The 24,311-nt window shown below is 66.1% G+C and carries 15 protein-coding genes; 8 read left to right on the forward strand and 7 right to left on the reverse strand.

Going from position 1 to position 24,311, the window contains the following annotated elements:
* Positions 1 to 70 precede the first annotated feature (70 nt).
* Genes ACG0Z6_RS02330 through ACG0Z6_RS02340 form a run of 3 tightly spaced genes read right to left on the reverse strand, consistent with a single transcriptional unit; the run spans position 71 to position 7,277 of the window.
* Entirely contained in the window at positions 71 to 4,210 is a 4,140-nt protein-coding gene (locus tag ACG0Z6_RS02330) for a translocation/assembly module TamB domain-containing protein (RefSeq protein WP_394458449.1), read from the reverse strand.
* A 23-nt stretch (positions 4,211 to 4,233) separates the two neighbouring features.
* Positions 4,234 to 6,054: an autotransporter assembly complex protein TamA gene (locus ACG0Z6_RS02335; protein ID WP_394458450.1), complete on the reverse strand. Its 1,821-nt coding sequence runs from the start codon at positions 6,052 to 6,054 to the stop codon at positions 4,234 to 4,236.
* 38 nt (positions 6,055 to 6,092) lie between these two features.
* Positions 6,093 to 7,277, reverse strand: coding sequence for a vWA domain-containing protein (locus ACG0Z6_RS02340; RefSeq protein ID WP_394458451.1), 1,185 nt, complete (start codon positions 7,275 to 7,277; stop codon positions 6,093 to 6,095).
* Positions 7,278 to 7,584: 307 nt separating this feature from the next.
* Here ACG0Z6_RS02340 and ACG0Z6_RS02345 point away from each other — a divergent pair, with 307 nt between their 5' ends.
* On the forward strand, positions 7,585 to 9,519 hold the full coding sequence (locus tag ACG0Z6_RS02345) for an EAL domain-containing protein (RefSeq protein WP_394458452.1): 1,935 nt from the start codon (positions 7,585 to 7,587) through the stop codon (positions 9,517 to 9,519).
* A complete protein-coding gene (locus ACG0Z6_RS02350) occupies positions 9,500 to 11,530 on the forward strand; it encodes an EAL domain-containing protein (protein WP_394458453.1) in 2,031 nt (676 codons plus the stop codon). The genes ACG0Z6_RS02345 and ACG0Z6_RS02350 overlap by 20 nt, the downstream gene beginning before the upstream one ends.
* Before the next feature lie 95 nt (positions 11,531 to 11,625).
* Here the strand turns inward: ACG0Z6_RS02350 and ACG0Z6_RS02355 are convergent, their stop codons facing one another.
* Complete coding sequence (locus tag ACG0Z6_RS02355; RefSeq protein ID WP_394458454.1) at positions 11,626 to 12,936, reverse strand: PEP-CTERM sorting domain-containing protein; 1,311 nt, start codon at positions 12,934 to 12,936, stop codon at positions 11,626 to 11,628.
* A gap of 235 nt (positions 12,937 to 13,171) precedes the next feature.
* Here ACG0Z6_RS02355 and ACG0Z6_RS02360 point away from each other — a divergent pair, with 235 nt between their 5' ends.
* Entirely contained in the window at positions 13,172 to 14,200 is a 1,029-nt protein-coding gene (locus tag ACG0Z6_RS02360) for a helix-turn-helix domain-containing protein (RefSeq protein WP_394458455.1), read from the forward strand.
* Here the strand turns inward: ACG0Z6_RS02360 and ACG0Z6_RS02365 are convergent.
* Together ACG0Z6_RS02365 and ACG0Z6_RS02370 are read right to left on the reverse strand one after the other, a co-directional pair.
* Positions 14,143 to 16,233, reverse strand: a complete 2,091-nt coding sequence (locus tag ACG0Z6_RS02365; RefSeq protein ID WP_394458456.1) for a S9 family peptidase — start codon at positions 16,231 to 16,233, stop codon at positions 14,143 to 14,145. The two genes, ACG0Z6_RS02360 and ACG0Z6_RS02365, sit on opposite strands and share 58 nt — an antisense overlap.
* An 87-nt stretch (positions 16,234 to 16,320) precedes the next feature.
* Positions 16,321 to 17,157 carry an AAA family ATPase gene (locus ACG0Z6_RS02370; protein ID WP_394458457.1) on the reverse strand — a complete coding sequence of 279 codons (837 nt, stop codon included), beginning with the start codon at positions 17,155 to 17,157 and terminating at the stop codon, positions 16,321 to 16,323.
* A 112-nt stretch (positions 17,158 to 17,269) separates the two neighbouring features.
* Between ACG0Z6_RS02370 and ACG0Z6_RS02375 the strand changes: the two genes are divergently transcribed.
* The 3 genes from ACG0Z6_RS02375 to ACG0Z6_RS02385 all read left to right on the forward strand — a co-directional run bounded on the left by ACG0Z6_RS02375 (position 17,270) and on the right by ACG0Z6_RS02385 (position 19,906).
* The gene (locus ACG0Z6_RS02375) at positions 17,270 to 17,911 is read left to right on the forward strand and encodes a c-type cytochrome (RefSeq protein WP_394458458.1); all 642 of its coding nucleotides are present in this window, start codon (positions 17,270 to 17,272) and stop codon (positions 17,909 to 17,911) included.
* Positions 17,912 to 18,086: 175 nt separating this feature from the next.
* Positions 18,087 to 19,313 (forward strand): cyclic di-GMP phosphodiesterase, encoded by a 1,227-nt coding sequence (locus ACG0Z6_RS02380; RefSeq protein WP_394458459.1) that lies wholly within the window; start codon positions 18,087 to 18,089, stop codon positions 19,311 to 19,313.
* 113 nt (positions 19,314 to 19,426) lie between these two features.
* On the forward strand, positions 19,427 to 19,906 hold the full coding sequence (locus tag ACG0Z6_RS02385) for a DUF456 domain-containing protein (RefSeq protein ID WP_394458460.1): 480 nt from the start codon (positions 19,427 to 19,429) through the stop codon (positions 19,904 to 19,906).
* A gap of 276 nt (positions 19,907 to 20,182) precedes the next feature.
* Here the strand turns inward: ACG0Z6_RS02385 and ACG0Z6_RS02390 are convergent, their stop codons facing one another.
* The gene (locus ACG0Z6_RS02390) at positions 20,183 to 22,348 is read right to left on the reverse strand and encodes a prolyl oligopeptidase family serine peptidase (RefSeq protein ID WP_394458461.1); all 2,166 of its coding nucleotides are present in this window, start codon (positions 22,346 to 22,348) and stop codon (positions 20,183 to 20,185) included.
* Positions 22,349 to 22,624: 276 nt separating this feature from the next.
* On the opposite strand from ACG0Z6_RS02390, the gene ACG0Z6_RS02395 reads away from it, so the two are divergent.
* Positions 22,625 to 23,329, forward strand: a complete 705-nt coding sequence (locus tag ACG0Z6_RS02395) for a Crp/Fnr family transcriptional regulator (protein WP_394458462.1) — start codon at positions 22,625 to 22,627, stop codon at positions 23,327 to 23,329.
* 200 nt (positions 23,330 to 23,529) lie between these two features.
* Positions 23,530 to 24,309, forward strand: coding sequence for an HDOD domain-containing protein (locus tag ACG0Z6_RS02400; RefSeq protein ID WP_394458463.1), 780 nt, complete (start codon positions 23,530 to 23,532; stop codon positions 24,307 to 24,309).
* The last annotated feature ends 2 nt before the right edge of the window (positions 24,310 to 24,311 follow it).

Below are 24,311 nucleotides of genomic sequence, written 5' to 3' on the forward strand. Positions count from 1 at the left end.
TTGCAGCCGATCCTGCCGCGGGGTAAGCCGAGCATTCTAGCCCGATGGCGTGAGCGGGTTTGGGGCTGGTTTACTCCCATTTCCACTGCCAGATGAGGTCCAGGCCCTGGGAGTCCCCGGCCTGGGCGCGCAGGGTGAAGCGCTGGGCCAGCTTGTAGATGAGCTGCCAGTTGCCGGTGGTGGTGTTGAGCCCGCGCTCATAGCCGAGGTAGAGGTTTTTGGTGATCTGCTTGCCCAGTCGAACGACGGTGGTGCTGGCGTCCTCGCCACGGTTGCTGAAAGACAGCTCGTCGATGCCGATGCGCTGCAGCAGGTTGTCGCTGGCGCTGGGCCCGCTGCCTGAAAGCAGGGCCATGGCGGCGCGTTGCAGCAGCAGGGTGTCGCCCCGGCCGAGCTCGTCGGGGCCGCGTCCCAGTACCAGCCAGGAGAGCTTGGCGGTGTCGCTCAACTGCGGATCGCTATAGAGGCGGATGCGCGGGTTGTTGGCGCTGCCCGTGATGGTGACACCGACGCTCAGCTCCTCGTTTTCCAAGCCCGGGCGCAGGGCCAGCACGTCCAGCCGGGGGTTGTCGTAAGGGCCGACAAAGCTCAGCACGCCCCGGTTGACTTTGAGTTTTTGACCATAGGCGCTGAAGAGGCCATTGGCGGTTTTGACTTCGCCGTGCAAAGTCGGCGCGTGACCGTTGTGCTGCGCCAGCTGCAAGCTGCCGGTGAGCCGCGTGTCGAGGCCATAGCCGATGAGGCGCAACTGCTCGCCGAGTTGGATGCTGAGCTGCAAATCGATGCTGTCGGCATCACGCGGCGCGTTGGGTGTCGGGGGGGCGTCGTGGCGCACGATGTGCACGTCCTCGTCGAGCTTGGGCGCATCGCCTGCGGAGAAGTCGAACAAGCCTTGGTCGATGCCGACGTGCCCGTGCAGCTTGAGCCCACGGGGCCCTAGGGTGAGTTGGGCTTGGCCGCTGGTGACGAGCTGGCGGTCCACCCGCTGCAGCAGCGCAAAGCGCTCGGCTTTGAGCAGCAGTTCGGCTTTGGGTTGTGCGCCAAAGCTGATGGGTCCCATGAGCGTGAGGCTGCCTTGCCCGGCGCGTGCGCTGAAGTGTTGCAACTGGGCGTGGCTGCCGTTGAGCTGCAGGGCAAAGCTGCCTTGCTGCATGTCCACCCCCATGAGCGGCTGACGCAGGGCGAGGTCCTGCCCCTGAGCTTGGCCGGTGACTTCAGGGCTTTGCAGCGTGCCCGAGAGCGAGAGTGCGGCCTGCAGCGTGCCGCTGGCGCGCCAGGGCGCGGGGAAGAAAAAGCCCCATTGCGCCAGCTGCTGGACCTGCAGCTGCATCACGCCTTGTAGCGGCGCCTTGGGGCCAGGCAGGGCGTGGGGGTTGTCGGCCAGCAGGGTGATGGCCCCGCCCAAAGCGCCCAGGCTGCGCCCGGCCAGACCTTGGGTGATGTGCCAGCGTCCGTCTTGCGCCAGCAGGCCCAGACGCAAATCGCTCAGGCCCAGGCTCTGGGTGTTGAGCTCATCGGTAACGCTCAAGTCGCCTTGCATGCGTTGCAACACAGCGTCCACGCTGATGCCTTGGGCGCTGGCACTGGCCTTGAGTTGCCCTTGCATGAGCAGGTCACCGCCCCAGCCGAAGTGAGGTTGCAGCCGTGCCAGCAGCGGGGCCACGCGCAGGGGTTCGAGCTGGGCTTGCAGCGCCCAGTCGGCCTCGCCCTGCCACTGCGCTTGGTCCCAGCGCAGCGCGGCGTCCAGCACCTCCATGCGGCCGGGTTGCAGGCGCAGGCTTTGCAGGCCTTGGCCGTCCGCCAGGAATTGCAGTTGCGCGCCGCCGCTGGCCAGCTTGATCCAAGGGGCGGGTTCAGGTTCCGCGGGGCGGGCCAAGAACTGCAGCTCTTGCAGTTGCCAGCTACCGCCTTGCTGCCAGGCCAGCCAGGGAGCGGCCGAGAGCGCGCCTTGCAGCTGCAGGCGTAGCTCGGTGGGGTGCAGGCCTTCGGGGCGCGGCAGCGGGCGCGGGCCGTGGGTGTCGTCCAGCAGCGCGGGCAAGGGCAGCAGGGCGTTGGACTGCAGGGTGAGCTGGTGTGCGGCCCAGCTGCCTTGCAGCTGCAACTGGGCTTGTTGTAGGCGCAGCTGGGGGTGGCGCAGCTGCTGCATTTGCAGCTGCACTTGCAGCGGCGCGGCGGTGGCGCTGTTGAGCAGCCAGCTGGCGTTGGCTTTGGCCAGCGAGGTTTTGGCTTCAGGGATGCCCTTGAGCTGCAGGGCGTTGAGCTCGGCCGTGCCGCGGCTGTGCAGTGCCAGGGGCGAGCTGCCCTGAGCAGGTTGCAGGCTGACTTCACCCTGCAACTGGGCCTGGCCTTGCAATTGGGCGCGCGCCAGCGAGGGCGGCAACAGCGCTTGCAAGCTGGCCAGGCGCGGTGCGTTCAGGGCCACAGCCAGGCTCAGCGTTTGGCGGCGCGGGTCGGTCTCGGGCGGGGCTGGCAGGGTGTTGGCGCTGAGCCGGGCGTCGCCCAGCAGGGCTTGCAGCTGCAGCTGGGGTGGGGCCGAGCCTGCCGCGCGGGCGTAGCGCAGCTCGCCGCTCAGTGCGGTGTTGGCCCAGCGGCTGGCTTGCAGGTTCAACTCGACTTGACCTTGGGGCCAAGCCTGCTGCGGCAGTTGTTGAAGCTGTGCGTTGATATTGCCGTTGAGCTCGTTGGCGCGCGTGGGGCTGCCTGCTGAGGCCCACAGCTGCAGCGGGTCCAGGCCTTTGAGCTGCAGCTGGCTGTCGAGCTGCCAGCCTTCGCCGAGCTTGAGTGCTTGCGCCAAGCGCAGCGTGGCCTGACCTTCCAGCGAGGCCGACCCTGAGCTCACGCGCAACTGGCGTGCCGCCAGCAGCTGGGGGCTGAGCTCGGCCTGCAAGGCCAGGGCAAGCGCCGTCGCGGGGTGTTGGGGCAGCAGCCATTGGCCGTTGAGCTCGGCGCTGATTTGCAGGGCTGTGGGCGGTGTGGCGCTGTTCCAGGCGCTGCGGCTGTGCAGGGTGATGCGCCCTTGGGCCTGCAGGCGCGGCCAGGCCTGATGCAGCTGCTGGGTGTCGAGCTCGCGCAGCGTCAGCTCCAGATGGGCGCCGTCCTTTTGCTGGCTCTTGCCAGACGCGCTGAGCTGGCCGCCACCGTGCAGGGTCAGCAGCAGCTCGTGCAGTTCAAGACGGCTCCAGTCCTGGCGGTCTATGCCCGCGTGCAGGCGCAGCTGGCGCAGCGGTGCGCGGCCTTCGTCCAGGCGGCCCGAGGCGCGGTTGTCCAGCGCGGCGCGCAGCTGCAGCTGGCGCGATTTTTCTAGCACGTCCAGCGTGCCGTGCAGCGCGGTGCGCGGCAGGGCTGCGAGCAGGGCGTGCAAGTCCAGGGCCTGTGCGCTGGCGTGCAGCTGCTGCAGCGGGAAGTCGGCCAGCGGCGTGAGCGTGGCTTGCAGCTGCAGGGCTTGTGCGGCGGCTTTGAGTTGGCCTTGCAGGGCGAGCTGGTGCAGCGGGCCCTGGATCTGGGTGTCGAGCTGCCAGGCAGGCATATCGCCGTGCTGGCCGTTGAGCACCCAGTGGCTGTTCAGCGGCATGGGTGCTGCCGTGCCCATGCGCGCCTGCCCGCTGAGCTGCACGGTCTCATAGCGCAGCTGCTGCAGGGTGAGGCGGTGGGCCTGGGCGGCTTCGGTGCTGAGATCAAGCTCGGCTTTGATGTCTTGCAGCGTGGGCCCCTGCGGGCTCAGCACCAACTGCTTGATGTGCAGCGCGTGCACCTGCAGACCCAGGGGCAGGCGCAAGTCGCGCAGCGGTGCCGAGGGTTCGGTGCTGGCGCGCAGATGCAGCTGCACGCGCTCGGCACTGAGCTGGCGCAGCGTCAGCCGTGCCCAAAAGCGCTGGCTGGCGTCCCACTGCAGCCGCAGCTGCTGCCATTGCGGCGCGTCGATCTGCACCGAGCCGCCCTGGGCAGGCAGCTCGTAGCGCAGCTGCGCGGCGCGGAAGTCCCCCAGCAAGCTGCCTTGGGGCTGGGTCACGTGCAGGCCGGGCACATGGCCCAGCAGCCAACGCGTGCCGGCTTGGCTGCCCAGCAGCCAGACGGGCAGCAGCAGGGCCAGGGCGCACAACCCAACCGCCACGAGCAGTGTACGCAGCCACCCGCGCGAGGGCTTGCGCGGCGTTGTTGTGCTGTGGGCCTTGTTGGAGTCTGGGTCGGGTGCGGTGTGGGTGTTTTGCATGGCGTGAGGGCGGGGAGAGGGGCCTACAGCCCGACGACGACGCCAAAGTGAAAGCGCCAGCTGCCGGTGGCTTGGGCGCGGGCGGCGTCCACGCGCAGCACGCCCACGGGGCTGCGGTAGCGCAGGCCCAGGCCCCAGCTCCAGTCCGGGCGCAGGCTTTGCCAGCGCTGCGCGGCCTGGCCGGCATCGACAAACACGGCGCCCATCACGCCGGGCCAGCGCTCGCGCAAGGGGTGGGAGAACTCCACACTCCCGGCCAGCATCACGCGGCCGCCGGTGGGGCGCCCCAGCTCGTCGGTGGGGCCCAGCTCTTGGCTACCGTAGCCGCGCACGCTGTCGTCCCCACCCGTGCGAAAGCGCAGCACCTCGGGCAACTCCAGGCTGGAGCGCGCCAGGACTTGGGCGGCTTCGGCACGGCTGCTCAGCAGCCACTGCGAACCCAGCCGCGCATAGGCCTGACCTTGCCATTTCAGTCGCGCCATGGGGCCCGCGGGCTGGCTGCTGTTGGTGGTCCAGCCCGCACCGGTGAGCAGCGCCAAGCTGTAGCCCTGGGTGGGCAGCAGCTTGGCGTCGAGCTGGCGCCACACCAATTGCTGGTTGAGCGTGATGGCGCCCGCTGACAGCGTAGGCTGCCCCGGGCTGTGCTCCCAGGCGCGCAGCAGCTCCAGGTAGCGCAGGCGGTCTTGCGCTTCGGTTTCGCGCACATAGCCCAGGCGCGCCCAAGCGGCGTAGAGCTGCTGCGAGGCCAGGCGCTGGCGTTCAAAGTTGAGCGTACCCAGCGTGCGCTGCATGTCGGGCTGGGGGTGGGAGCTGAGTTCGATGTCGAGCTGACTTTTCTCGCGCCCCAGCACGAGCTTGGTGTGCGAGCGCAGGTTCAGGCCCAGGGCGCGGCGGTGCTTGTGCTCCAGGCCCAGGCGTGGGCCGTCGGCGCTGAGGTAGCCCAAACTGGCGGTGAGCTCTTGCCGTGGCGCTTCACGCAGCTGCACTTGCACGGGCAGCTCCAGGCTGGCCTGATCGGCCATAGGCTGAACTTGCTCGGTGGAGAGCTCCACCGCCGCGCTGTCAAATAGCTGGGTGGCGATGAGGCGGTCCTGGAAATCCAACAGCGCTTTTTCGCTGTAAGGCTCACCGGGGCTGAAGCCCGCGAGGCGGCGCACCACCGATTGCGGCTGCTGGCTCAGGCCCTGAATGTCCAGCGCGCCCAGCAGCACCTGCGGGCCGCTGTCCAGCGTGAGCTCAAGGTCGACACGCTGCTCCTGTTCGTACACGCGAGCGCTGGTGGAGACCCAGCGCGCCAAGGGGTAGCCGTTGCGTTTGAGCTGGGTCAGCAGTGCGGACTTGGCCGCGCTCCAGGCGCTTTGGCTGAAGCCGGCTCCCTTGCCCAGTGCCCAGGACTGGCGCAGTGCCTCGGCTTGCGCTTGCGTCTGCACGGCACCTTGCAGCTTCAAGTCCACACCATCGACCAGGACCTGAGCGCCGGGCTGCACGGAGAGCTGCAGCAGGCGCAGTCCGTTGGCCTCGGGCGGCGGGCGCAGCAGCGTGAGCTCAGGGTTGAAAAAGCCCTGGGTTTGCAGCAGCGCACGGGCTTGGTCGGGTGTGCTCAGGGCCAAGCGCGCCAGCTCTGTGCTGCTGAGCCCGCCGCTGGGGGGCGAGCGCTCGAAGCGCGCCAGGTCCAGGTGCTCTTGCAGCAGCTCGCGCTGAGCGCTGGGAGCTTCGATTTGCAGTTTGAAGCGCACCGGTACGGCCGGTGTGAGCGGCGCGGGGCTGGAGGCCGCGTCGGCACTGGCCGGTGGCAGAGCTGCAGGGGGGGGCGGGAGCAGGCCGGCGCAAGCGGTCAGCAGCAAGGCTGCGGCGAGGGTCCCCAGGCGCTGGCCCAGCGCCACTATTTGCTGAGCTGGCGCATGGCCTGCTCCAGGCCTTGCAGCGTCAGTGGATACATGTGTTGGTGCATGAGCTGCTGCATCAATGCAATGCTCTGCCGGTACTGCCACAGCCCAGAGGGCTCGGGGTTGATCCATACGTGTCGGGGGAATGCTTGGGTGAGGCGCTGCAGCCATTGCGCGCCTGCTTCTTCGTTGTGGTATTCGACGCTGCCGCCGGGCTGCAGTATCTCGTAGGGGCTCATGGTGGCGTCGCCTACGAAGATCAGCCGGTAATCGCGGTTGTAGGTGTGGATCAAATCCCATGTGGAGGTGCGCTCGCGCTGGCGGCGCTGGTTGTTCTTCCAGACGTGGTCGTACACGCAGTTGTGAAAGTAGAAGAACTCCAGGTGCTTGAACTCGCTGCGCACCGCGGAAAACAGTTCTTGTATACGCTGAACGTGCGGGTCCATGGTGCCGCCGACATCCATGAGCAAAATCAGCTTGACCTTGTTGTGCCGCTCGGGCCGCAGCTTGAGGTCCAGCAGACCGGCGTTGCTGGCGGTGGCCTGGATGGTGTGGTCCAGATCGAGCTCCAGCTCTGAGCCCTCGCGCGCAAACCGGCGCAGCCGCCGCAGCGCGACTTTGATCTGGCGCGTGTTGAGCACCACGTCGTCAGCGTAGTCGCGGTAGTGGCGCTGCTCCCAGACTTTCACGGCGCTGTTCTGGCGCCCCGGGCCGCCAATGCGCACGCCCGCCGGGTTGTAGCCGCCGTGGCCAAAGGGGCTGGTGCCGCCCGTGCCAATCCAGCGGCTGCCGCCTTCGTGGCGTTCTTGTTGTTCGGCCAGACGCTGGCGCAGCTGCTCCATCAGCTCGTCCCAACCCAGGGCCTGGAGCTGGGCTTTTTGCTCGGGCGTGAGTTCGCGCTCCATCTGCTGGCGCAGCCAGTCCTGAGGCAGGCTTTTGATCAGCGCTTCGTGCTGCAGCTGGGCGCCACGGAAGTAGCTGGCAAAGGCCTGCTCGAATTTGTCGAACAAGGCCTCGTCTTTGACCAGACAGCTGCGCGCCAGCACGAAAAATTTGTCCAGCGTGGGGCCACCGTCGTCGTCCAGTACCCCGGCCTTGAGTGCTTCGAGCAGCGTCAGGTACTCCCGGATCGACACGGGCAGACGGGCAGCGCGCAGGGTGTAGAAAAACGAGGTCAGCATCGGAAGGAGGGGGAGTGGCACGCCAAGGCGCTGGGGTGATGATAGCCAGCGCGCCCAGGCTCTGGCAGCTTGCGCAGCCGCAGGCGGGGGGTGGCCGCCGCCATTTGTGTCCGCGATGTGCTTGCAATTTGGGGCAGCAGCGCCACTGGCGGCCGAGACGGGGCCTACCTGTTGAGGTCTGCCCTTTGCGCCACCCGGAATTTGGGATTGCGGGCCGCTTGGGCGCTGTGTCAGGATGTTTGTCGCCGGGTGCATGGTGCGGCAGCTCGTGGAGCTGCCGCCCGGGGTGTGCTTCAAGGTTGTATCGATGCTGACACGCTATTCATTGCGCTCTGGCCCTGACCTGCAGCCTGCTTTGCGGGCGGCCTACCTGTCGGTGTTGCCACTGCACTTGGTGGTGACGCTGCTCGGGCTGTGCTTGCCGTGGCTGGCGCAGCAAGCGCCTGGTTTGGCTGGGCTTGCGGTGCAGTTGCAGGCCTTGTGGCCTTTGATGCTGGGCGTGTCGGTGGCGGTCCAGCTGGCGCGCAGCTTCAATGTTGACGTCAGCGTGGTGGCGTGTATGCAGCTCTTTGTGAGCCTGCTGTGGTGCGGCAGTCTGATGTACGGCGTGCAAAGCGAGGCCTACCGTGTGCTGGGCATTGGGCTTTGTGGCGTGCTCTTGCCGCTACTGCTCGTCGGCACGCTGGCCTGGCTGCACCACGGCGTGTTGCGCATGGAGCCCAGCAGCATGGGCGTGTATTCACCGGCCTTGTCGCGCTGCATTGCCTACGCCTTGCCCTTGCTGGTTTGTTTGCTGTTGGTGGGCGTGTTGCTCGTGGGCTTGGGGCTTGGGCCGCTGCAGCAGTGGTTGGCGCTGGGCACCGTGCAGCCTGGGCAGGGCGCGCTCGTGGAGGGCGCGGCGGCGCTGCTGCGCATGCTGCAGTTGCAGCTCATGGGCTGGCTGGGGTGGGATGGCGCGGCGCTGCGCAGCATGGACCCAGCTTTGCAGCCCTGGATGGCCACCCTTGGCGGTGGCACTTGGCTGGCCCTGGCCCTGGCACAGCGCCCCCGTACTTTGCCCGCAGCCCAGAACACGCTGTGGTGCTTGGGTGTGGTTATGGCGCTGTTGCAGCAGCCCATCGCCATGGTGCTGATGTGGCCAGTGTTTGGGCAGTTGCGTGTGTTGCTGCCTTTGCTGCTGTTGCCTACCGCGCTGCTGCTGGTGGTGTGGCCATTGCAGGCGCTGGGCTGGGTCAGCCCGGCCTGGGCCGGTCACGGCAGTGCGCCGTTGTTGGTGTCGGCAGGGTCGGGGTCGGCCTTGCTCCTGCAGCTGTTGTGGGTGGGGTTTTGTGTGCAGGTCTTTGGCTGGGTGCTGGCACGCGGCGCGGCACAAGGCGGGGCGGGGCAAGGGCCGCCGCTATTGACGCCCGATCAAGTGCGGCCTGAGTTGGAGATTGAAAGCGAGCGGCGCTTTGTACAGCAGTTGCACCTGGAGCGTGTGCGCTCGCGCCAAGTGCAGCAGGCCGTGCATTTGCTCAACTCGGGCACGCTGCACATGGTCTACCAGCTCAAACGCGATGCGCGCAGCAACCACGTGGTCGGCATGGAGGCTTTGCTGCGTTTGGTGCTGCCCGATGGCGAGGTGGTGTTGCCCGGGAAATTTTTACCCACACTGACGCTGGCGGGCATGGGTGATGTGTTTGACCTGTGGGTGTTGCGCCAGGTGTTGGAGGACCAGCTGTGTTGGCGCCAGCGTGGCTTGGTGTTGCCCGTGGCGGTGAACCTCACCGCCAGTACCTTGCAAGAAGACGCGGCGTTTGAGCAGCTTCTGGGCATGCTGGAGCAATTTCCGGACAACCGTTTGGAGCTGGAGTTGCTGGAAAGCAGCTTCATTGCCCAACCCGAGATTGTGCGTGCGCGCCTGCAACGCCTGCGCGCCATGGGGGTGCGCGTGTATGTGGACGATTTCGGCACCGGCCACTCCAACCTGCGCGTGTTTCGAGTGGCGGCGTTTGATGCCATCAAGCTCGACCGCAGCTTGCTTGATGCGGCGGGCGCGGTGCGCGGTGCACAGCTCTACAAAGAGCTGTGCCAGGCGCTTGACAGCTTGGGCTATGAGTTGGTGGCCGAGGGCGTGGAAACAGCCGCTGAGCTGGAATTCGTGCGCGGCTGTGGGGTCAACAAAGTGCAAGGCTGGTGGGTGGGCCGCCCCTTGAGTGCGCAACAGGTGCTGGAGCAGTTCGGTGAGCAACGCACGCTTTGACTGGCCCGGGCTGCGCGCGCTGACCGAGCTGGGCTACGCCCGACCGGTGCTGGCGCTGCGCGAGAGCTTTCTCACGCTCTTGCCCTACTTTGTGCTGGGCAATGTGGTGCTCATGGGCGAGGCGCTGGGCCAACTCAGCGGCTGGACCCAAGGGCGCTGGCTGGGGCAGTGCCTGTATGTGTTGAGCCAATCCTGGCTCCTGCTGTGGCCTTTGTTGGTGGGCTGGTGCTTGACGCTGCAGCTGGCGCGGGCCTATGCACTGCCGGGCCTGCAGCTCTTGAGTTTGATGATGGTGTTGAGCCTGCTGGGTCTGAACGCGCGTGGGGTGCTGCTGCCTGTGCATGGGGTGTCGCTCAGCGATTGGGCCACCATCCGCCAGGCCCGTGCCTTGTTGTGGAACCAGGCCTTTTTGGTGCCCATGGTGACTGTGCTGTGCTGGTATCTGGTGGGGCAGGGTGTGCGGCGCTGGGTGCCCGAACGCGAAGGCAGCTTGCTGCCACGCCAGGCCACACTCACCTGGCTGCTGTGTCTGGCGCTGTTGGCTCTGCCGGCCTCCCATTGGGTGAGTTGGCCCGTCCCCGTCTTGCGTCCCCTGCTGGAGACCTTGCCCAATTTTTTGGTGGCGGTGGTGTCGGTGCTGGGCATTCACCTGCTGTGGTGGCTGGGGGTGCATGGCTCGGTGATTTGGGATTTCCTCGCGGGCAGTGCACTGAGTGATGTGCAGGTGCTGCCAGATATCGGTTTGGGCCGCCTGCTCTACGCCTTTGTCTACCCCGGCGGTGCGGGGGCGATGTTGGGGCTGTGGTTGGCACTGTGGTGGCAGGCGCCGCACCGGCGCACGCTGCTGCGCTGGACGCTGCCCTTTCACGTGGTGAACATCAGCGAGCCGCTGAGCTACGGCCTGCCGCTGGTGGGCAACCCGCGCTTGCTCTTGCCCTTTGTGCTGGCGCCGCTGCTGAGCGTGGCTTGGGTGTGGCTGTTTGTGTTTGGACTGGGTTGGGTGTCGATTCAGCGTCCTGCATCCTGGGTGCTGCCTTACGGTGTGAACGCCTGGGTGCTGTCGGACCAACCCTGGCGTGTGTTGGCTCTGCAAGCCTTGTGTTTTGCGAGTTCGGTTTGGGTGTACCGGCAGTGGCTGCCGCTGGACTCGGGGCTGCACACCACCTTGCGCGCGGTGGGCGCACAACTCAAAGGTGTGGTGCCGCCGATGGGCGAAGGTGCGAGTGACGGCGGCCATGCGGGTTGGGGTCAGCGCACCCAGCAGGCTTTGCGTCTGCTGCAAGACGGGCGCCTGGTGCTGCACTACCAGCCGCGCGTGGACCTGGCTCTGGGGCGCGTGAGCGGCATGGAGGCGCTGCTGCGCTTGCACATGCCCGACGGCAGCATGCGTCAGCCCGAGGATTTTGTGCCGGTGCTGGGCCAGGCGGGCTTTGGTGATGTGCTCGACAGCTGGGCTTTGCGCCGCGTGGATGAAGACCGCCAGCGCTGGCCGCCGGACATCGCCAGCCTGCCTGTGGCGGTGAACATCTCGCCGGGCACTCTCACCCAGGACGAGGCGTTTGCGCGCTTGCTACGCGAGCTGCCCATGCTGCGCCCAGGCCTGGAGCTGGAAGTGCAGGAGGACTGCGTGACTGAGGCTCCCCTCGTGGTGGGGCAGCGCCTGGCCCAGCTGCGACAGCTCGGTGTGCGCATCTACGTGGACAACTTCGGCACGGGCAACACCCATTTGCGCCACTTTCACGAAGCGGATTTCGACGCCGTCAAGCTCGGGCGCTCGCTGCTGCAAGGGGTGGATTCGCCACGCGGTGAGCGGCTCTATCGTGCCGTGTGTGGCATCTTGCAACGCCTGGGCTACCAGGTGTTGGCCGAGGGCGTGGAAACCCCTGGCGACGTGGCTTTCGTGCGTTCCTGCGGCGTGCTGTCGGCGCAGGGCTTTCACTTTTGCACGCCACTCATGGCCGTGGCCCTGCCTGAGGGCGTGAGGCGCCTGAACACCCAGCTCAAGACCTGAGCCCAGCAGACACAAAGCAGGCATAAAAAAGGGCGCCCAAAGACGGGGCGCCCAAGCGGGGAATGGAGACCGAATTCAAACAGGCACTTGCGTTCTCAAACTTTGGCCTCGTTGGCCTTGCGGCGCTGGCGCAGCGGTGCCACTGCCAGCAGGCCCAGGGCCATCAGCGACCAAGTGCCGGGCTCAGGGACGGCGCTGATTTGGCTCAGCAAGAAGGTGCTGGAAGTGCCCGTCGCGCTGTCGAAGACCATGCCGGCAATCGCGTCGCCGTCGGAGGACATGGCGGTGAGCTTCCACACATGCTGGGTGGCGCTGAGCGACACGCCCACACCGCGCAAGTAGTCGTCAAAGCTCAGGGCCTTGCCGGTGCTGGTTTGGTAGATCCAGGTGTCGGTCTGCAGCATCCCGGTGCTGCAACCCAGGCATTGATCGAAGGCGCCGATGACGGTGCCGTTGTCGGTCACACCGTAGACGGTGGCCTTCATGTTGCGGATCACATCGGTGCTTGTGGGCGAGGTGTCGATCACATGGTCAAAGGGAATCAGTACGGCACTTTGGGTGCTGGCGTCCCAAAGCGTGGCAGGGCTGAAGGTCACCGGCGCAAAGGCGGTGCCGTAGTTTTTGGCCAATGCGTTGACTGAACCTCCGGCTACCCAACGGCCATTGGCGCTGACTTGGGAGGCTTGAATGGAGACCAGCGCCCCCGTTTCAGGGTGCTGAGCCTTGGGCGCAGTGGCTGTGTAGCCACTGCCATTCCATTGCCACACGCTACCCGCCGCACTGGTGCTGGTGTAGCCCACCACGGTCTGACCATCTGCGCTGACCGACTGAGCAATGCCGGACTGCGTGGTGGCCGCGGCATTGAGGTCAAAAACACGCCCGTCGCGAAACACCACCGGGTGCGTGCGGTTGCCTGAGGCGTCAGAGTAGGCCGAGCCCACCACCACCTGGCCGTTGGCGGAAATGCCATTGGCCGTGCTTTCAATGTAGTAGCCGCCGGAGGCACCGTTGCTGTTGGCGGCAAAGCCCAAGCTGCCCAGCGCGCGCCAGCTGCCGCTGCTCACGTCATACAGGGCGGCTTGGCTGCGGTCGACGCTGCTTTGCGTGGCGTGTGCCACCGTCATGCCATCGGCACTGATTTTCGGGTTGAAGCTGTGGCCCGTGCCCCCGATCGTGCTCCACGTTGACTGGCCAGCTTGCACCATCAAAAAACCACTGCCACTGCCTGTGTATGCGGTCATCTGGGGCTGTCCGCCGCCGCTCACAGCGATGGGGATGGCGTTTTGCGGCGCCGCCCAGGTTTGGAAATTGGGTGCCGCCACAGCGGGCAGTGCCGCGCTGAGGCTCAAGACCAGGGTGCCCAGGCGCAAGCAACGCGGGATGGAGAGAGGAGTGCGGTGAGACATGACGGTGAATCCTTGTTCAATATCAACGGCAGAGCCCTCCGACGTCCGGCGCGAGGTTGATCCGTGATGTTTTTCACGGTATCGCGCCCAGCGCCATTGCGCCAGCACTGGCATTCGAGATTGACGATTTCAGGCGCAAGCTGACGATTCCTGCGTGCGGCTTTGGTGTATCCGAGCCCCCCCTGTTTGAGTGCCAGTCCCAGCACCTGGCGGTCACAGAATGTCATGACACGCCATGAATGAACCCCTGCTTTTGTCTCCCCAGGTGCTGCCGCGCCGCACCCGCTTGCCAGCGCAATTTCAGCTGCGCGGCTTGGCACCCATCGAAGCCTATTTCGCGCAGTTGGACACCGTCTCGCCCGCTGCGCAGCGGCGCCTGCGCAGCGCGTCGGCTCAGTCGCCCCAGCTGCAGGTGGGCACTGTGCCGCAGCTGCCTGATGGCCAACCCGGCCGCGGCCTGTTCATGCTGGAGGCCTACAGCAGCTTGGGCTTTGACGTGCACACCCGCACCCAACCTGAGGACGCACCGAATTGCTCGATCTGTTTGCCGCTGAGTGGGCAGATGCGGGTGCTGCAGCACGGCGGCTGGACACAGGCCGGTGCGGGTGCGGGGCTGCTCATCGATCCACGCCAGACCGAGCTGGTGGAGGTGGCCCCGGGTACGCATTTTGTGGAGTTCGATCTCGACCGCCAGCTCTTGCAGCAGCTCAGCGCAGACAGCAGCTTGGAGCGCTCATTGGCCCCGGCCGAGCTGGCTCCCGCGCTGGCGCAGCGCTTGTTGCAAGGGGCATGGCAGGCCGCCGATGCCGCCACGCGTGAGGCGCCTCCAGCTTGGCGCCGTGCGCAGCTGCAGCGCTGGAGCGAGCTGCTGGGCCTGGAGCTGTTGCTAGGCCTGCAGCCTCAGCTCACGCAGCGCGATGGTGTGAGCGCTGCTGCAGTGTCGGCGCGCCTGGGGCGTGTGTTGGCGCTGGTGCATGCGCGGCTGGAGCAGTCGCTGAGCTTGAATGAACTCGCGCAGGCAGCCTGCGTGAGCGTGAGCGCCTTGCTGCGCCTGTTTCACAAAGAGCTGGGCTGCACGCCCGCTGCCTATATCCGGGCTCAGCGCTTGGAGGCTGCTCAGCAGGAGTTGCGCAGCGGGCAGGCACGTTCCATCAAGGCGCTGGCCGCGCGCTGGGGCTTTCAAAGCCCCAGCCGCTTCAGCCAGGCTTACCGGGCGCGCTTTGGCGTGTTGCCCACCGAGGTGCTGCGCGGGCGCCGTGCCTGAGCTCGGCTCGGGCCTGCGCTGTGGCGGCCCAGCCAGTCAAAGATTTCCTGGTACCACAGCACGCTGTTGGCGGGCTTCATCACCCAGTGGTTCTCGTCCGGGAACCACAGCAGGCGCGCGCTGACCCCCAGGCTTTTGAGCGTGTTGTAGTAGGCCAGGCCCTGCGCGTCGGGCACGCGGAAATCGCGCTGACCATGCACCACCAGCGTGGGTGTGCTGAGGTGCTGAGCGCGGCCGTGCGCGCTTTGCGCGGCAATGCGCTGCGGGTCTTCCCAGTAGCGCGCGCCCAGCGATTCATGCAGCCCGGTGTAGGCGTCCGAGGCGTGCATGGCCTGCCAGTCAAACACCCCGGCGTGGCAGACATAGGCCTGGTAGCGGCCAGCGCTCAGGTGCGCGTTCATCCAGGCCACCATATAGCCGCCGTAGCTGCCGCCTGAGGCGTAGAGCCGCTTGGCGTCGATATAGGGCTGGCGCAGCAGCGTGTCGGTGGCGGCTTCGATGTCTTGCAGCTCCAACTGCCCCCAGCGCCCGGTGATGCTGTCCTGGAACTCAAAGCCAAAGCTCGAGGAGCCGTGGTAGTTCACGGCCGCCACCACATAGCCCTGGGCGGCCAGCACCTGGGCGTTCCAGCGCCAATGCCAGCTGTCGCCCATGGCGGTGTGCGGGCCGCCGTGGATGACGTGCAGCAGCGGGTATTGGCGCCGCGCGCTAAAGCCCGGCGGGTAGGTCACCCACATCTGCACATCGTCGCCCTGCGCGCCTTTGAACCACTGCTCCTCGCAGCGGCCCAGCTTCAGGTTTTGCAGCAGCGTGTCGTTGAAGGACTCGATGCGGCGCAGCCGCTGCGTGGCGGCCTCCTGGCCCTCTTGCCCTTCTTGCTCCAGCACCGACAGGCGGCTGGGGTGCAGGGCGCTGTCGTGCAGCAGCACCAGGGTGCCTGCGCTCAGGTCAAAGGCGCTGCAATGCCCGCCTTCGTAGAGCATGTGCGTGGCGCAGGTCTTCACGTCCAGGCGCCAGAGGTGGGCGCGGCCGTGGTGCTCGGCACAGAAGAGCAGGCCCAGGTCGTCTTCGTCCCAGCGCAGCGGTGCTTGGGCGCTGTGATCCCAGTCCTCGCTGAGCACGGCCCAGTGGCCGTGGGTGTCCAGCACCGCCACCTGCTCGGGCATGGTGTAGCGCCGGGCCTGGTGGCGCGCCAAAAAGGCCAGGTGCTGGCCGGCGTGGCTGTAGACGGGGGCGCTCAAGTCCCAGTCAGGGTCTTGCAGCAAGGGGCGCACCTGGCGGCTGCGCAGCTCGATTTCTGCCAGCGCATGGCAGTGCTGCAGGTCTTTGTGCGGATGGGGGTCGTGCACGAAGACGATGCGCCGCCCGTCGGGGGAGATGTCGAAGTCCGTGGCGCTGGGCTCGGCGCGGCGCAGCTCATGCGCGCTGCCTTCAAACAGGTCTTGCACGCGGCCGCTGTCCACGTCCACCACCAAGAGGTGCGGCACCCGGCCCATGGGCAGGTTTTGGTCCCAGTAGCGGTAGAGCGTTTCTTCGGTGACGTAGGCGCTGTCTTTGCGCTCTTGCTGCTGTTTGTGCGCCTTGGCCTGCGCGGTCTGGCCCTTGAGCTGCGGGAACACCCAGGCAATGAAGGCAATGCGCCGCCCATCGGGGAACCACTTGAAGTCCTCCACGCCGCTGGGCACTTGGGTGAGGCGCCGCGCCTCGCCGCCGTCGGGCGGGATCAGGTAGAGCTGCGGCGCTTCGTCCTTCACGCCCTCTTGCTCGCGCTGCGCGATGAAGGCAATGTGGTCGCCGCGTGGGCTCCAGCGTGGGTTGCCGTCCTTGCCCTGCGGGCTGCCCGCGCTGGTGAGCCGCCGCGGCGCGCCACCCAGGGTGGAGAGCAACCACAGCGCGCTGCTGCTGCGGTTGTGCGCCAGCTCGGGCTGGGTGAGGGCGCACACGGCCTGCGCGCCGTCCGGGCACAGGCTGGGCGCGCCCAGGCGTGCCAGCTGCCACAGGGTTGAGGGGTCCAAAGAAGCAGCAGCGGTCATGGGGTCTCCGTGAGCAATGGGGGAGGGGCCGCGTGGGGCAGTGGCGGCCCGTTGGACTGAGGGGCTGATGAGCCGATGGGCTGTGCCTCAGCGCCGGTGCTGCTGCATCTGCACCAGCTTTTCAAAGAGCGCGAGGTCCTGTTCGTTTTTAAGCAGCGCGCCCACCAAGGGCGGCACGCGCAGGTCGGCGCTGTGCAGCACCTCGGCCGGAATGTCCTCGGCCAGCAGCAGCTTGAGCCAGTCGATGAGCTCCGAGGTGCTGGGCTTTTTCTTCAGCCCCGGCAGCTGACGCACTTGGTAGAAGGTCTTCAGTGCAGCGGCCAGCAGCTCTTGCTTGATGCCGGGGAAATGCACGTCCACGATGGCGCGCATGGTCTCGGGCTCGGGGAACTGGATGAAGTGGAAAAAGCAGCGGCGCAAAAACGCGTCGGGCAGCTCTTTCTCGTTGTTGGAGGTGATGAAGACCAGCGGCCGCTGGCGTGCACGCACCCACTGGCGGGTTTCGTAGACGAAGAACTCCATGCGGTCGAGTTCGCGCAGCAAGTCGTTGGGGAACTCGATGTCGGCCTTGTCGATTTCGTCGATCAACAGCGCCACACGCTGCTCCGACTCAAAGGCCTGCCAGAGCTGGCCTTTGACGATGTAGTTGTTGACGTCGTGCACGCGCGCGTCGCCGAGCTGGCTGTCGCGCAGGCGGCTCACCGCGTCGTATTCGTAAAGCCCTTGCTGGGCCTTGGTGGTGCTTTTGACATGCCACTGCAGCAGCGGCAGGCCCAGGGCCTGGGCCACCTCTTCGGCCAGCATGGTCTTGCCCGTGCCGGGCTCGCCCTTGATGAGCAAGGGCCGCTGCAAGGTGATGGAGGCGTTCACGGCCAGCATCAAATCGGGGGTGGCGACGTACTGCTGGGTGCCGTGAAATTTCATGTGTTGTATCAAAGACAGCAGGGGATCGACCCAGTATATAAGCCGCATCTGTTCCGATATTCTGGTTTCAGGACTGACCTCAGCCGACCAACCTCCAGCCGAAATCGGGACCATGAAGATCAAGCTGCAGCAAGCCATCCTTCTGTCTTTGGCCACCCTGAGCTTGGGTGCACAGGCCCAGCAGGCCGCCAACTTGCAGGCCAAAATCGCCATGTGCATTGGCTGCCACGGCATCCCGGGCTACCAGGCCAGCTTCCCGGAAATTCACAAGGTCCCCAAGATCTCGGGGCAGGGCGAGCGCTACATCGCCAACGCCCTGCAGGCCTATGCCAAGGGCGAGCGCAAGCACCCCACCATGCGCGGCATTGCGCAGTCGCTGTCTGAGCAGGACATCAAAGACATTGCGGCCTACTACGCACAGCAAGTCAAGATCACCGCGCCCGAGACCGTGCCCGCACCCTCCCAAGACGTGGCCAAGCTGTTTGAGCGCGGTGCTTGCGCCAGCTGCCATGGCACCAACTTCAGCAAGCCGCTGGACCCCAGCTACCCCAAGCTCGGCGGGCAGCATGCCGACTACCTCTATGTGGCGCTCAAGGCCTATCACACTGAGGGCAACCCGGTGGTGGGCCGCGGCAACGCCATCATGGGCGCGCAGGTCAAGCAGTTCAAGCCGGCAGAACTCAAGCAGATGGCGCAATACCTGGCATCGCTGGACGGCGAGCTCAAAACCGTGCCGCAGTCGTCCACGCGCTGAGCCTTTTCGGTCTTTTTCCCCTCAAGCACAAACGCCTGGCGCATCACCAGGCGTTTGTGCTTTTAGACGCCGCCACGGCGTGACATCTGCCCAGCAATTGTGTGGGTGCTGGCCGATACTGAGGTGTCTTGGCTCAGCTGCTTTTGTTTGAAGCAGCCACAACATTGAATTTGGCATGCTCAAACGCATCACCACCAAGGACTTGCGCTTAGGGATGTATATCCAGTCCCTGGAGGGCTCTTGGTTGAGTCACCCATTTTGGAAGGCCGGCTTCGTCTTGCGTGACGCGCAGCAGCTCGACCAGCTGCAACGCAGCGGTGTGGCGTATTGCTGTGTGGATGAGGCGAAGTCCATCGTGCTGCCAGCAGACGGGCTTGGCCCAGCCGTGGCGCCGCCCACGCCCGTGGCCGCGCCGCCTGAGCCACCGCCCCCAGCCCAGCCGAGCGGGGCCAAGCGTGTGTCCATGGCCGGCGAGCTGGCCCAGGCCACGCGCGTGGTGGAACGCTCACGCGCCGCCGTGACCAGCATGTTCAGCGAGGTGCGCATGGGGCAGGCCATTCAGGCCGAACAATGCCAGCCCCTGGTGCAGGAGATCGCCGATTCCGTGCAGCGCAACCCCTCGGCCCTGATCAGCCTGGCACGGCTCAAGGGCCGTGACGACTACACCTATATGCACTCGGTGGCTGTGTGCGCGCTCATGGTGGCGCTGGCGCGCCAGCTGGGTTTGAGCGAGGAGGATACGCGTGCCGCTGGCATGGCAGGCTTGTTGCACGATGTGGGCAAGATGGCCATTCCCTTGGCGATTCTGAACAAGCCCGGCAAGCTCACTGATGATGAGTTTGCGCTCATGCGCTCCCACCCGCAGCGAGGGCACGATTGGTTGCTCGAGGGCAAGGGCGTGCCCGCTGGTGCCCTGGACGTGTGCCTCAACCACCACGAAAAACTCGATGGCAGTGGCTACCCTAACGGGCTGGCGGCGGAGGCCATTTCCCTGCTGGCACGCATGGGTGCGGTTTGCGATGTCTACGATGCCGTGACCTCGTTGCGCCCCTATAAAAATCCCTGGGACCCCGCCGAAGCGATTTCGCGCATGGCGCGATGGCAAGGGACGCATTTCGACCCAGCGGTGTTCCGCGCGTTTGTGATGTGTGTGGGCATCTACCCCGTGGGTACTTTGGTGCGTTTGCAATCCACACGCCTGGCCGTGGTGGTGGGGCACAACCCCGATGCGCCGACTGCGCCGCAGGTCAAGGTCATGTATTCGACCAAATCACAGATGCCGCTGCCGCAACAGTTGTTGGACCTGGCGGCCCCGGGGTGCACCGACAAAATCGTCGGTCGCGAGCAGGCCTCAGACTGGGGCTTTACCCATTTGGACGATTTCTGGCGCGACCTTGCATGATTTTCTGAGGTGGGCTTCGCTTCTTGCTGCTTGGGTGAGCGCTGTGCCCCCCCCATCTCAGCTTGAGCTGCTCCAGCTGGTGTTGGGGCTGCATGCGAGAAAGGGATTGAGCAATGGAATGGTTGGCGTGGTTGGGTGTGGTGGCCCTGGTGGTGGTGGGCTTGGTGGGCATGGTGTTGCCGCTGCTGCCGGGCTCGCCCCTGGTGCTGGCGGGGCTGTGGCTGGGGGCGGCGATCGACGGCTTTACCCTGGTCAGCGGGTGGACCATGGGTTTGATCACCGTGCTGGCAGTGCTGGCCTGGGGCGTGGACTATGTGGCCGCGCTCATTGCGGTGCGTCAGGCCGGGGCCAGCCGCCAAGCCATGGCCGCGGCAGGTGCTGGCACCGTGGCGGGTTTGTTCACCGGCTGGTGGGGTTTGCTGCTGGGGCCGGCTCTGGCGGCCAGCGCCGGCGAATGGCATGCGCGACGCGACGCGGCGCAGGCACTGCGCGTGGGCACGGCCGCGGGCTTGAGCGTGGTGCTGGGCCTGGTGGTCAAGCTCTCGCTGGGCGTTCTGATGGTGCTGTGCTTTGCCCTGGCCTATTGGCTTTGATTGAGGCCATAAAAATGCCCGCTGCTTCCGGGTTGGGAAGGCAGCGGGCGCAGGCAGTGGCGCGGCAGACGCCACCCAGACACACCGCGCTGGTTGAGAGCGCAGCGTGTAGAGCTGTGGCGTAGAGGGCTTGCAGGCGCGGTCTCCATCACAGGTGCAAATCATGCCCTGGCAGCGTTTGATGAAACCCTTGGAGAAAAGGGCGCAAATCCAATCAGTTGCCTGAACGGTTTTTGCACCCTTTTTTACGCCCGTCCGGAGCGCAAAGCGCCCGGATTACTTGACTTGCATGCCAAAGCTGTGGGCGAAGAAGGCCAGCATGTCGGCGCGCTCTTCAATCAGCTTGGCCGTGGGCTTGCCCGCGCCGTGGCCGGCATCGGTTTCGATGCGGATGAGCTTGGGCGCCGAGCCAGTGTTGGCGGCCTGCAGCGCGGCGGTGTACTTGAAGCTGTGCGCGGGCACGACGCGGTCGTCGTGGTCGCCGGTGGTCACCATCACCGGCGGGTAGCGCTTGCCATCACGGATGGTGTGCAGGGGCGAGTAGGCCAGCAGGGCTTTGAACTCCTCGGCGTTGTCCGAGCTGCCGTAGTCCGGCACCCAGGCCCAGCCGATGGTGAACTTGTGAAAGCGCAGCATGTCCATCACGCCCACTTGCGGCACAGCAGCACCGAAGAGCTCAGGGCGCTGGTTGAGCACCGCGCCGACGAGCAGGCCGCCGTTGGAGCCGCCGTTGATGGCCAGCTTGGCGCTTTGCGTGTACTGCTTGGCAATGAGCCATTCGGCGGCGCTGATGAAGTCGTCAAAGACGTTTTGCTTCTTCAGCTTGGTGCCAGCTTCGTGCCAGGCCGCACCGTACTCGCCGCCGCCGCGGATGGCCGCCAGCACGTACACACCACCCATCTTCATCCAGGTCGCGGCGGTGACGCCGTAGCCGGGGGTCATGGGCGCGTTGAAACCGCCGTAGCCGTAGAGCAGGGCGGGGTTGTTGCCGTCGAGCTTGAGGCCTTTTTTGTGAGCGATGAAGATGGGGAAGCGCGTGCCGTCCTTGCTGGTGACGAACTCGCGGCGGGTCTCGAACTCATCCGGGTTGAAGGCGGTTTGCGGGCGCTTGAACAGGCTGCTAGCGCCGCTGACCACATCCAGGCGGTAGATGCTGCTGGGGCTGACCAAGCTGGTGTAGTTGAAGAAGGTCTCGCGGTCGCTCCAGCGGCCATGGAAGCCACCGGCCGAGCCCACGCCGGGCAGCTGCAGGTCGCGCAGCTTTTGGCCTTTGGCGTCATGCACGGCCACGCGCGTGGCGGCGTCAGCCAGGTAGCTCAGCACAAAGCGGCCGCCCACGGCGCTGGCGCTTTGCAGGGTGTCGGTGTGTTCGGCTACGAGGGTGCGCCACTGGCTGCGCTCGGCCACTTTCAGGCCTGCGTTCAGCGGCACGTAGAGCAGCTGGCCGCGCGGCGCGCCCACATCGGTCTTGAGCACCAGGCGCTTGGCGTCGATGTGCACGGGGCTGTATTCGCCGTCGAAGTCCAGCGTCACCGTCACGGGCTTGGCTTGGGCGTCGTAGCCGCCGCGCGTCGTCAGCGGCAGCAGCATCAGGCCGTTCTTGCGCGCTGAACCCTTCCAGACGTTGATGAGCAGCACGCGGCCGTCATCGCTGACTTCGGCACCAAAGCCCCATTCCTTCTCGGCTTGGTTCTCGGCCACCAGCAAGTCTTGGCTCTGCGGCGTGCCCAGGCGGTGGTAGTAGAGCTTGTGAAAGTAGTTGGCGCCTGTGAGGGCCTGACCGGCCTTGGGCGCGTCGTAACGGGCGTAGAAGAAGCCCTTGCCATCGGGCGTCCAGGCCGCGCCGGAGAACTTCACCCACTCGATGCGGTCTTCCAGGTCTTGGCCGGTTTGCAGATCGCGCACGCGCCAAGTCACCCAGTCCGAACCCGCACCGGCCACGCCGTAGGCCAGCAGCCGCCCATCGCGTGACACAGCCGTGCCTGCCAGCGCCACCGTGCCTTCTTTGGACAGGGTGTTGGGGTCCAGAGCCACTTGCGGCTTGTCTTTGAGCGTGCGTGCGGTGTAGAGCACCGACTGCGGCTGCAGGCCGTTGTTGTGGCTCCAGAAATAGCGGCCGCCTTCTTTGTAGGGCAGGCCGAACTTTTCAAAGTTGTAGAGCTGGGTGTAGAGCGCTCGCGTGGGCTGGCGCTGCGGCATGGCCTCGAGGAAGCGGTCGGTAACGGCGTTTTGCGCCTTCACCCAGGCCTTGGTTTCGGCGCTGTTGTCGTCTTCCAGCCAGCGGTAGGGGTCGGCCACGGCAGTGCCGTGATAGGTGTCGACCTGGTTGACCTTGGCGGTCTCGGGGTAGCTCAAAGGCGCTGGGGTGCCGGTTTGAGCCTGGGTGCTCAGCGCGCCCAGGCACAAAGCCAGGGCTGCTGCTGATTTCAAGCGGTGGGTCATGAGGGAAATCTCCATATCGCAAGCACGGGCGCTCGCTGCCAAGGCTGCGGCGCACGCTGTGAAGTGCAGTCCATTGTGCCCAGCGCTGGTGCTGGCGTTCTTCGCTGTGGCCTGAGCTTGCGACAGACGAAGGTTTGCACAGCGTGAGCCGTGGGCGCGGTACGCCCGCCAGGGCCAGGTGCAGAGCCATTTGACACAGCGCAAGTGCTCGCCTGTGCTACTGGCGCACAGTGCAGGCTTCATGAACTGACTTGTCGCGCATGGCGCACCGTGCCCATGGAATGTTCTGCTTCGCTTGAGACTTGTGCATCGGCCTACCCGGACCAGCCCGCCCTGGGTATGTGGCAGGGCTTGCTGCCCGGTGTCGGGGCGCACTTGCTGGGCGAGCTGCAGGCCCGTGCCGTGGTGCGCCATGTAGAGCCCGGGGCGCTGATTCTGCGCCACAGCCAAACCCAGCCCGACGTGCTGGCGCTGCTGCAAGGCCAGGCCGGCGTGGGTGAGCTGCGCAGCACCGAGGCCCCAGTGCTGGAGCGCAGCGTGCGGGGGCCGCAGTGGCTGAATCTGGCCAGCGCCTGGCTGCACCAAGCCAGCGCCCAGGACATCTGGGCGCAAAGCAGCGCGCAACTGCTGGCGCTGCCTGTGCTGGCGCTGCGCCATGTGCTGCGCCGCCAACCGGAGCTGGCCGACGCGCTGCTGCAGGCCATGGCTCGCCAAGTCACCGAGCTCAGCGGGCTGACGCACGAGTTCATGCGCCTGGACGCCGAAAAGCGCCTGGCCGCCTGGCTCTTGCGCCGCGCGGGCGGCCTGCCCAGCCTGGCGCTGGGCGAGCGCAAGCGCGACATCGCCGCGCAGCTGGCCATCGCACCCGAAACCCTCTCGCGCCTGATGAAACAGCTCAAACTCAAAGGCTTGATCGACATGCAGGGCTACACCGTTCATGTGCTGCGCCCCGAGGGCTTGGCGGCCCTGGCGCAGTGCTGAGGCGGGCCTTGCCCAGGCTGCCGATTGCCGCCGTAGAGTGGCGTTAAAAAGTCATCAGAAATTTCCCCCTCATTTGAGGGGCTCGCGCTTAGACTGGACCGGACGCATGCCGAACACCAAGGGCTACGTTCAATTTGAAGGAGGTTCCAGTGCAAGCTGCAGCAGAAAAGTTTTTTTCCGGATACGCCAAGCTGCCGACCATGCCCGAAGTGGCCGCCAAGCTGCTCAAGAGCTTTGACGACGATCGCATCGGGCTGGGCCAGCTGGCAGAGCTCATTGGCAAAGATGCCACCCTCTCGGCCAAGGTGCTGCGCCTGGCCAACTCAGCCCGCTACTGCCCCTCGCACACCATCTCCTCGCTGCCCGACGCGGCGGCGGCGTTGGGCATGGACACCTTGCGCAACCTCTCCCTGGCGGCCTGCGTCGCGGGAGCCTTCCCGGATGTCAAAGGCCTGCCGCGCGACAAATTCTGGCGCCACAGCTTGGCCACGGCCAACTACGCCAAGATCCTCAGCCGCATGCTGCAGATGGACGCCGACACCGCCTACCTGGCCGGGCTGATGATGCGCTGCGGCCAGCTCATGATGGCCATGAGCGATCCGGATCAAGTGGCCGAAGTGGAGGCCCATGCGCAGGAGCCGGGCTCGCGCTACTCGCTGGAGATGAGCCGCTTTGGCTGCACGCACGCGGACGTGACCGCCACGCTGGCCAGCCACTGGCACTTCCCTGATGCCTTGGTGCGCGCTTTTTCCGATGCGGGGGAACCCCTCGAGACCAAACCGTTTTGCCGCATGGCTGCCGTGCTGCACTTGGCCGAGGTGCTGGCCGACGCCGCACAGGCGCAAGACAGTCCCGCGCATGCGCTCAGTGCGGCCGTGCCTGAGCTGATCGAACACATGCACTTAGACTTGGCATTCTTGGAAGAGCGCATCACCGCTGCGGGTGATGTGGCCGCCGACGCCGACCAACTGCTGCATTGACG

The organism is Roseateles rivi (genome assembly GCF_043555845.1).
In the GTDB taxonomy this organism is placed as follows: Bacteria; Pseudomonadota; Gammaproteobacteria; order Burkholderiales; family Burkholderiaceae_C; genus Roseateles; species Roseateles rivi.

Excerpts from the sequence above, each read along its gene's own strand:
- ACG0Z6_RS02380 (WP_394458459.1), top strand. The coding sequence starts at position 18,087 with ATGCTCAAACGCATCACCACCAAGGACTTGCGCTTAGGGATGTATATC.
- ACG0Z6_RS02375 (WP_394458458.1), top strand. The coding sequence starts at position 17,270 with ATGAAGATCAAGCTGCAGCAAGCCATCCTTCTGTCTTTGGCCACCCTG.
- ACG0Z6_RS02390 (WP_394458461.1), bottom strand. The coding sequence starts at position 22,348 with ATGACCCACCGCTTGAAATCAGCAGCAGCCCTGGCTTTGTGCCTGGGC.
- ACG0Z6_RS02365 (WP_394458456.1), bottom strand. The coding sequence starts at position 16,233 with ATGACCGCTGCTGCTTCTTTGGACCCCTCAACCCTGTGGCAGCTGGCA.
- ACG0Z6_RS02370 (WP_394458457.1), bottom strand. The coding sequence starts at position 17,157 with ATGAAATTTCACGGCACCCAGCAGTACGTCGCCACCCCCGATTTGATG.
- ACG0Z6_RS02345 (WP_394458452.1), top strand. The coding sequence starts at position 7,585 with ATGCTGACACGCTATTCATTGCGCTCTGGCCCTGACCTGCAGCCTGCT.
- ACG0Z6_RS02330 (WP_394458449.1), bottom strand. The coding sequence starts at position 4,210 with ATGCAAAACACCCACACCGCACCCGACCCAGACTCCAACAAGGCCCAC.
- ACG0Z6_RS02385 (WP_394458460.1), top strand. The coding sequence starts at position 19,427 with ATGGAATGGTTGGCGTGGTTGGGTGTGGTGGCCCTGGTGGTGGTGGGC.
- ACG0Z6_RS02340 (WP_394458451.1), bottom strand. The coding sequence starts at position 7,277 with ATGCTGACCTCGTTTTTCTACACCCTGCGCGCTGCCCGTCTGCCCGTG.
- ACG0Z6_RS02395 (WP_394458462.1), top strand. The coding sequence starts at position 22,625 with ATGGAATGTTCTGCTTCGCTTGAGACTTGTGCATCGGCCTACCCGGAC.
- ACG0Z6_RS02360 (WP_394458455.1), top strand. The coding sequence starts at position 13,172 with ATGAATGAACCCCTGCTTTTGTCTCCCCAGGTGCTGCCGCGCCGCACC.
- ACG0Z6_RS02355 (WP_394458454.1), bottom strand. The coding sequence starts at position 12,936 with ATGTCTCACCGCACTCCTCTCTCCATCCCGCGTTGCTTGCGCCTGGGC.
- ACG0Z6_RS02400 (WP_394458463.1), top strand. The coding sequence starts at position 23,530 with ATGCCCGAAGTGGCCGCCAAGCTGCTCAAGAGCTTTGACGACGATCGC.